Consider the following 8,026-nt stretch of genomic DNA (forward strand, 5'->3'; position numbering starts at 1 on the left):
TTAGCTGTATTAAAAAATTTTTAAATAGAACAATTCATAAGGTGGATGGCTAAGTCACGCCTATAAAATACACTTTTTTATCCCCTTGTGATTGTGAAGTATTACATTGAACATGTGTGGGAATAACTATGACTGAATTAACGAAACCAAAAATCATTCCAATCAAAAACTACCCAAAAAAATCCAAATTATTTTTAAAATGTGTGATCTTGCCAATTGTGATTTTTCTCATTGTCGCCAAAATTTTTTCCTTTGGCGCTTTTGCCTATATCTTCTTTGGCTTTGACCTATTCTGGTTTGTGATCATTTACTACCTATATCAATACGGAAATACCTACTTTGATGGGATGACCGAACAACTGAAACGTCAGGGTGAAACCTTTAATTATCAAAATCGTGGAGTCTGGATTAACAGTCAGGATAAGACAATCATCCTGTTTGATCAGCCCGATCAACGCCTAGTCAAATATTCTTTCGACTTTATTACCTCTGTAGGCCATTATAACTTGGCCGAAGATCGCTTCAGTGCCACAACTACAGTGATTAGTAACCCGATGATGGGAACACATATTAACCAACGTGAGCATAGAACACCAATGAAGCGAGAGTTTCAAGTTAACATTGGGACAAGAGATAAATTCAAACCTAACAATAGCCTAAAAGTGCTATTCCCTTGGCGCAGTCCTCAAATGGCAAGTGAAATCCGCCAGTTACTCTCGGCTGATCATTATCAATAACAAATATTAGAAAGGTAGTAAAAGCGAGATGATTTCAAAAAAATTATGCCATCTGTCCAAATGGCGGGATGTTGCGGTTCCGGTGAATGATAATAGCTATATTATCAAGATCAATCGAACTTCACGCTATGACTATAATCTGCATGGCGAGGATTATTATACAAAACAGAAATAACCATCTTAAAATAGTGCAGCTCGTTGACACCTATCCTCCTGTTTCTGGAAATAGGAATCGGAGGATATTATGAGAAAAGGGAAATATCTGTGAATATTAAACCGATTAGAAATGAGGATGATCTTACTAACGCTTTTATCCGTTTAGAAAGCATCTTTCAGGCAGATAAAGGAACACCTGAAGCCGAAGAAATGGAAATTTTAGTTGATCTTATTGAAGCTTATGAAGACAAATATTACTCAATCAAATATAGACTATAAAGTGGTATTAGCAAAAGTATTACTTAATACTGCTGATCAGCTCGGTTTAAAGCAATCACAGGTTGCAGCTGTGATTGGAGTGCATCGTAGCTCGATCAGCCGCTTAAAAGCCAATCTTGTACTTGACCCTGCATCTAAGCAAGGAGAACTGGCCTTATTGCTCATGCGTGTTTATCATGTGGTAGATGCGTTGAGTGGTGGTGATCCACAGTGGAAAACTACTTCATGAATTCCTATAACAAGGCGATCAGAGGCGTACCTATTGAGCAGATTCAGAGCATCGGTGGTTTACTCTCTTTACTAAATTTAGTTGAGGTGAATCACTTAAGAAATAATGGGTTATAGTTGATAAAAATTAAATTTTTAAGTAATTATTTAAAAATAGTTAGCAAATATTTTAATTGCTAACTATTTTTGAAGACTAATTAAGATTGAATTTGAATTGGTAAATCAATTTGTGGTTCTATTTCAGATAGAATGTGTGAATACTCATTCAGAATATCAGTAAATATATCCTGATTTTTAGGCGCTTCAATAGTAACCAGAAATGCATATTTTATTGGTCTTGCTCTAGAGCCGGCATCTGCTCCATTTTCTCTTGCAGAATAATGTAATTCAAAAGCAGGTTCTTCCATACTGCTTCCTCGTTTATTCACTTGATTATGAAGTACAGTTTCCCATTTTCCTGCATCGGATCTTAATTCTGCTTCTGTTGCAAATGTAGTCTGCTTGAAAAATGGCTGAGATCCTTTCCCTATTTTAGGATTCCATTTAATTGTGATGCCTGCTTTTGTATACATTGCAGAGTCTTGGGGGTCAGTATCACAAGCTATACAGCATGTAGCTTTAATAGAAATCATTCCATTTATACCATCAGATGGGATTGGTAACGGAACGTTTAAGTATTTGCCGGGATTTAACTCTCCTTGGTATAGGATTTTAACAACACCATCTGGTGAAACAATAAAATCATTTAAGTTTTCTGGAATTTTTCCCCAACCAATATGATTTTTAGATTCATCATTTTTAATTGAGTTATGTATTAACAAAGCTTTAATTGCCATAAGAGAAACTTGTTCTCCTAGCACAGCTCGTATTCCGACAGCACTTCTTAATAGATAGGGGGCGGAAAAACTGGTTCCACAAGTTGGAACAATTTGTGAAGAATTTAGTTCATGAGGAATATGAAAATACTGATCAGGTGAACCACCAAAAGCTAAAAGGTCTGGCTTTATGCGCCCTGGGGATCTGCCAGGCCCGATAGCACTATAGCTTGCTTTTTTCCAATGAGAATCAATATGGGTAGATGCCCCAACAGATAAAGCATTGATACAATCAGATGGGACTTGAATTCGACAGAGACCTGCCTCTAAATCACTCTCGCCATTATTACCAGCAGCGATAGTTAAAAATGTTTCACCATCTGCTAGGTAACTATCAATTAATGATGTCCAAGGATGAATTTCATCATCATCAATAGGTAGGTTAGGCCCTAAACTTAGATTCAAAAACTCATACTGACGAGATAACAGAATATCTTCGATATGATTTAAGGTTCGATACAGTTCTAAAGGATTCTCATATATTATTTTACTATCTACTACTCGGTGATGATCTACGTAGGAATATGGCTTCGTATTAATTAAACCGGGCTTTAATGGGCCAAATAGAAATGCAGATGTGACTCCCAACCCGTGACTCAGCCCATCTTCATGATCTTTTGCAGTATTATCTGCAAGTTTATAGTTTTTAACCCATGGTTCTAATATATGGGTCTCTGGTAATCCACCATCTAATATTGCTACTTTAATAGATGAATCTAAAGGCTTTTGTTTAGCAATAGAAATATTTGCAGAAATAGGTAGAGCCTTAAAGATTGGGGTAAAAGATCGGAGTGTTGGAATTGGGCGAATAACACGAACAAAAGAAAACTTAGCTAATTCATGAACTAAATTTTCATCGCCAACACAAGGAACAAACCATAGATTAGAAATTCCGATAGCTAAATCTGCGCGAATTTCTAACCCTAATTTTTGGGCAAATTTAATAAATTCACGCTTAATGAACTCAGTGTCGCCTGATGGGAGTAAATGTAAGCCAATTTCAAAATATCCTTGAACTTGCTCAGGATTATTTTTAATTTTTGAATCTGGTTGAACAAACTCAATGTCCCATATTTTTTCTAAGTCTGTTATTAGAGCATCTTCATCTGTTAATTCTTCTAATGAATTTTTAAATTCACTCAGTTGAGATCTTTTTACCGCAATAAATAATTTAGTTGTTGGGGTTTCTTCGGGCGCTGCGACTTTATTCCATTTGTCAGGTAGGATTTTTGTTGATTTACTTCCTAGGTTTACACCACCAAAAGATCTAAGAAACTTGGATGGGAATGCTGTTTTTGCTATGAATGATGGGTGTAAAGTTATTGCGCTAACTGTTAAGTCTTTTGGACATAACTCGTTATTTAGATTATTTGAGCTCTCAATTAGCTTATTTAGCTGAGGAATTAACCTTGTTTTAATTTCATCGGCTGAATAAAGTGGTACTTTATCCATTTTCCTTTTTGGGCCGGGAACTTGCTTGGTAAGTAATTCAGCATTACCAATTAAATAGTTAATTTTTTTAGTTGACATGCGTTATACCCCCTCTTTGGTACCATTTAGATATTTTCTTAAAGTATCTCTACTTATTTCCATAAACTCTGCTGCTCGTGTTTTTGGAAATTTATACTCATTTACTAATTGCAAAGCTAGACTTATTCTATCCTGTTTAGTCATATTAGATATATCAGGAATTAACTCTTTGATGATAGTTTTTTCAAATAGGCTTTGATCCATTAATTTTAGTTTTCTAAGGTAACTAATTTCTCTCTTCATTAAACTAAATGAAAGCCCTTGCATTTTTAACTTAATTAAGTCAAGCCACGGTAAAAAATAATCAAAATCATCTGCTAAATAGTCTTTTAGTGCAATTTCAATATTTTTACTTGTAGGCAATTTAAAAGTCAAATCCATATCGAATCGTCTCCATAAAGCAGGGTCGATTAATTCAAAATGATTTGTAGCTGCTAATAATAAACTTTGTTCGGGCCAGCTTTCTAACTCCTGTAATAAAATAGTTACTAGTCGTTTTAGTTCACCAACGTCGGAATTATCTCCACGTTTTTTTGCAATAGCATCTATTTCATCTAGGAAGATGATGCAGGAATGGCTTTTGGCAAAATCTAATACTTTACGAAGATTATTCCCTGTTTTCCCCATATAGCTACTCATGACAGCAGTTAAATCTAAAATATAAAGAGGGAGGTTTAACTGCTTTGCTAGCCATTTTGCAGCTAAGGACTTTCCTACCCCGGGAGGGCCTTGAAAGATTGCTGTGGTAACTGGCTTGAGCCCTCTTGAAGTTAGTGCATTTAAATTTGTAATAGACCTTTCTTTGATAATTAACTCTAGAGCCATTCTTATATCTGAAGATAAATAAATATTTTCTAAAGTACTACTTGGATTCCAAACCTTAATTAAAGAGGCCAATTCTTCATCGAGATTATTATGATCTTGGTTTTTATTTACTTCGGGTTCAGAAAGATTTTTTTTACGTAATACTGATGGGCTAAATGACGATTGAGTCTTTAGGAGATTCTCTAAAGCTATTGCCGTTTCAATATCATCTTTTTTTATTTTGCGAATATGCTTGGCAAGAAATAGACGTAAATCCACTTCACTACCTGATAGTGCCAATCTGGAAATTGTGACTAAATCTCTATTCATTTTGGTAAAATCGCCATTTTTGATGTAACTAATTGAAATATATTGGTAAATAAATTGACTAAAATATTTACATTTGTTGATTATAGTCAAATATATGGCTTTAGTCATCATCTTACTTAATCTATTTTAATGATATTGCTAAAAAAATGATGAATTTAATTTGTACTCTTTTGAGGTAAAACTTATTTAAATCAGATGCTTATTTTGATTTTTTTGGGGATTGTATTTTCTTAATCTAACAAAATGGTTGCGTCATGAAATGTCGCTTAGATGAAAATTAATTGATTTTTAGCGATATAGCCATGTTGAAGTTTTTTAACTTTGAGAGCTAAGCTTAAAATTTTACAAAATTGTTAACACTATTCTTTAAGTTTTTGTAATATATGTGTTTATTTTTTATTTATTCATTTTATTCTAAAATTTTTATTAAATAAAACAGAGGTTTAAAATTTTCAATCCATCATTGGAATAAAAATCTGTTAGTTCTTCAACTTTTAGAAGACTTAATTGTTTCTGAATTTCTTCTATGCGTTTCTTTGAGAAGGAAGTCTTCTCTGACCTATAGACTTTTTCCCAGAATTTTTTTAGATGTGAAAATACATAAATAGCGTGCAGTATTCCTTTACTATTTCGAGGTTCATGTTTCCAAGGAGAATATATTTTTTTATTTGTCGAAAGATAGAAATCATATTTTTTTTCTAATAAAGATAGTAGTAAATGCATAGTTTCATGAATCAAATTTTCTACAGTCCTTTCAAGCCAATTTTCTAGATTAATATCAGGTAAATTTATGAAAACTGTATAAGGTAAATTCGGGTCGCTAAAACTAATATCATTATAATCATTTTCTGTTTTTAATAAATGAATCGACTTAATTAATGACTTTGTATAAAAACCCATATGATCATTATCATATTGGGTAATATATTCAAAAGTATCTTTAATTTGTAGCATTGAATTTTTAAGATCATATGTTTGATCAAGATTAATGCCAATATCTGACCAAATATTAGACATGTAATCTGGTAACTTTTGTAATATGCATAAATTTTCATTTAAGTTATTTAAGTCATTTATATAGTCAAAAGTATTGTAGTTTCTATAGTGAATATCACTATCTAATAAATCTAAAATATTTTCTTTAGACGGATATAAAAAATTATGCATGAAAATTATCTCGAATAAAAAGTAAAAATAATAGTGAGTCGCTTTCCTGAATATATCTCACTTACAGCATGATGAGAATTTTCTGATATTTCAAAGCTTTGTAGTAAATTTCCTGTAGGAACTATTATATTATGTATCGATGATGCATCATTGTTAGTGAAGATCATACATAATCCACCGTTCTCAACATTCCAGTTCGAGTTGAAATGCATAAGTAGTCTGTGACTTTCTTTTATTGAGTCTTCATTTAGAAAATCATTATGTATTTTTATGACATGACCTTTCGTTAATTTATGAGCTACTACATCAATGTTATCAAGTAAATCAACTGCATAAATCTTTTCCATCCTTGCCTTTAAGTCTGAAAGATATTCAGTTGATATTATAAATTTTAGGAAGTGCGGTAATTCAGTATCTTTTAAACTAAACTCATATTGTGTATAAAAACTGGCTTCTACTAAGTTCCATTGGGCATCATTTAATAGCCAATTTTGTATGCTTTCTTTTAAACATTCATCTATAGAATAATTAGAAAAAAAATGTTTATAAGGATATATCTCTAGAGGTATATCTTTTGAAATATTAATCATTTAATTCCCATTAAACTTAATAGTTTATAAATATAGTGTTTATGATCTTGACAGTAAATAGATGGATTGTCGAATTCATTTTCTTTACTCCACCTTGATAAAGGCATCCCGCCACCACAAATGAAATTTATTTCACAGTTGATACAATCTTTACATGTAGGCTTTTGAATTTTAGAACTTTCTTTATACTCATTAGATCTTAGAACATTTAATAAGGCATTCGGCACATTAATATTAGGATTATTCTCAAAGTAATCAGCACCATTAAAAGTTGCCCTTAATGTGTCATTTTTACGGATGTCTCCATTAGTCTCAATTACTAAAATTCCATAAGAGTTTTCTCCTTTTCCCTCTTTGTCAGGATTTCCTCCAAGAATTATTTTTATTAAATCGTCAAAGAAGCGAATTGGAACTGGATTAGGGTCATTCAGATAATGCTCTAATAGTTCTCCCAACCATCTACCATATTCTAAACTTTCAAAATTTTCTTTGCCTTTTGGTAAGTACGTATGGTTGCCATCCTGTAAAAGTACATCAATACTTTTACTACCTATACTTTTTAAGTATTCATAATTTTCGACAGGTGATGTAGTCGGCTGAATCACAGATAATGTTCCTGAAAATAAAAAATCATTTTCAGGATGGGCAATTAACTTATCTATGCCTTTTATAACTTTTTGAAATGAACTTTGCCCATCATGTGTGAATCGAGCAATATCATTTGATTTCTTTACACCATCTAAACTTACAGAAATGCTAGTTTTATAATGACTACAGATTTCGATTATTTCATCGCTTAATAGTATCCCATTTGTTTGGATAGCTATTGGATACTTATCATAATTAGGCAAAACTCTGCGTAATTTTGAAAGTAGTTCTTTTAATTTTACAGAACCTAATAGTAATGGCTCACCACCATGTAGTACAACCGCGAAACCATTATTTTGAAATGAGGTGACTTGATCTATACTTTTGCAAATAGAATCAATTGTTTCGTTACTAATTCTTTTAGGTTGGTTAACCCAATTTTGATCTTGACCTTGATATACATAACAATAACTGCAATCAAGGTTACATCTGCTAGCAACCTTGATTAACAGAGTATCTAAATTATTGAACATTATTAGCGATTATGTCGGTTATGAACTCGGTCATAGTTACCGCCAACGCATGACATTTGTTCTTTTTCCATTTTTACCTCTTTAATTAGTCGTTGTAACACGACACTATTTAAAGCTGGTTGCTTGATGCTATTAACATTTACTGTTGACTGTGTAGTTGGCTGCATGATAGTGCACTCGTTTAATTATTGATCTAATTATAAAATAGA

Annotated in this window: 9 protein-coding genes; 3 read left to right on the plus strand and 6 right to left on the minus strand. The window is 32.5% G+C overall.

Features of this window, described 5'->3' with window-relative positions; all coding sequences use genetic code 11:
- Window positions 1-128 precede the first annotated feature (128 nt).
- The 3 genes from Aba26S_RS20030 to Aba26S_RS20035 all read left to right on the plus strand — a co-directional run bounded on the left by Aba26S_RS20030 (window position 129) and on the right by Aba26S_RS20035 (window position 1,401).
- Window positions 129-737, plus strand: coding sequence for a hypothetical protein (locus Aba26S_RS20030; RefSeq protein ID WP_043974683.1), 609 nt, complete (start codon window positions 129-131; stop codon window positions 735-737).
- Between the two features lie 264 nt (window positions 738-1,001).
- Window positions 1,002-1,172, plus strand: a complete 171-nt coding sequence (locus Aba26S_RS21210; protein ID WP_002122031.1) for a hypothetical protein — start codon at window positions 1,002-1,004, stop codon at window positions 1,170-1,172.
- Window positions 1,135-1,401: an antitoxin Xre-like helix-turn-helix domain-containing protein gene (locus Aba26S_RS20035; protein ID WP_002121842.1), complete on the plus strand. Its 267-nt coding sequence runs from the start codon at window positions 1,135-1,137 to the stop codon at window positions 1,399-1,401. The genes Aba26S_RS21210 and Aba26S_RS20035 overlap by 38 nt, the downstream gene beginning before the upstream one ends.
- A 196-nt stretch (window positions 1,402-1,597) precedes the next feature.
- On the opposite strand, the gene Aba26S_RS20040 is transcribed toward Aba26S_RS20035, so the two are convergent.
- From Aba26S_RS20040 to yhhA, 6 genes are all read right to left on the minus strand, one after another.
- Complete coding sequence (locus tag Aba26S_RS20040; RefSeq protein ID WP_002117386.1) at window positions 1,598-3,805, minus strand: S8 family peptidase; 2,208 nt, start codon at window positions 3,803-3,805, stop codon at window positions 1,598-1,600.
- Between the two features lie 3 nt (window positions 3,806-3,808).
- Window positions 3,809-5,050: an AAA family ATPase gene (locus tag Aba26S_RS20045; protein ID WP_002117364.1), complete on the minus strand. Its 1,242-nt coding sequence runs from the start codon at window positions 5,048-5,050 to the stop codon at window positions 3,809-3,811.
- Between the two features lie 315 nt (window positions 5,051-5,365).
- Window positions 5,366-6,106, minus strand: coding sequence for an HEXXH motif-containing putative peptide modification protein (locus Aba26S_RS20050; RefSeq protein ID WP_002117382.1), 741 nt, complete (start codon window positions 6,104-6,106; stop codon window positions 5,366-5,368).
- A gap of 5 nt (window positions 6,107-6,111) precedes the next feature.
- Window positions 6,112-6,696: a cyclophane-containing peptide 2OG-Fe(II) oxygenase YhhC gene (yhhC, locus tag Aba26S_RS20055; protein WP_043974687.1), complete on the minus strand. Its 585-nt coding sequence runs from the start codon at window positions 6,694-6,696 to the stop codon at window positions 6,112-6,114.
- The gene (gene yhhB / locus Aba26S_RS20060; RefSeq protein WP_002117393.1) at window positions 6,693-7,817 is read right to left on the minus strand and encodes a cyclophane-forming radical SAM/SPASM peptide maturase YhhB; all 1,125 of its coding nucleotides are present in this window, start codon (window positions 7,815-7,817) and stop codon (window positions 6,693-6,695) included. The genes yhhC and yhhB overlap by 4 nt, the downstream gene beginning before the upstream one ends.
- 2 nt (window positions 7,818-7,819) lie before the next feature.
- Entirely contained in the window at window positions 7,820-7,984 is a 165-nt protein-coding gene (yhhA, locus tag Aba26S_RS20065) for a YhhA family cyclophane-containing RiPP (protein WP_002117360.1), read from the minus strand.
- Window positions 7,985-8,026: the final 42 nt, after the last annotated feature.

Origin of the sequence: Acinetobacter sp. NBRC 110496 (genome assembly GCF_000876115.1) — a bacterium.
Lineage (GTDB): Bacteria > Pseudomonadota > Gammaproteobacteria > Pseudomonadales > Moraxellaceae > Acinetobacter.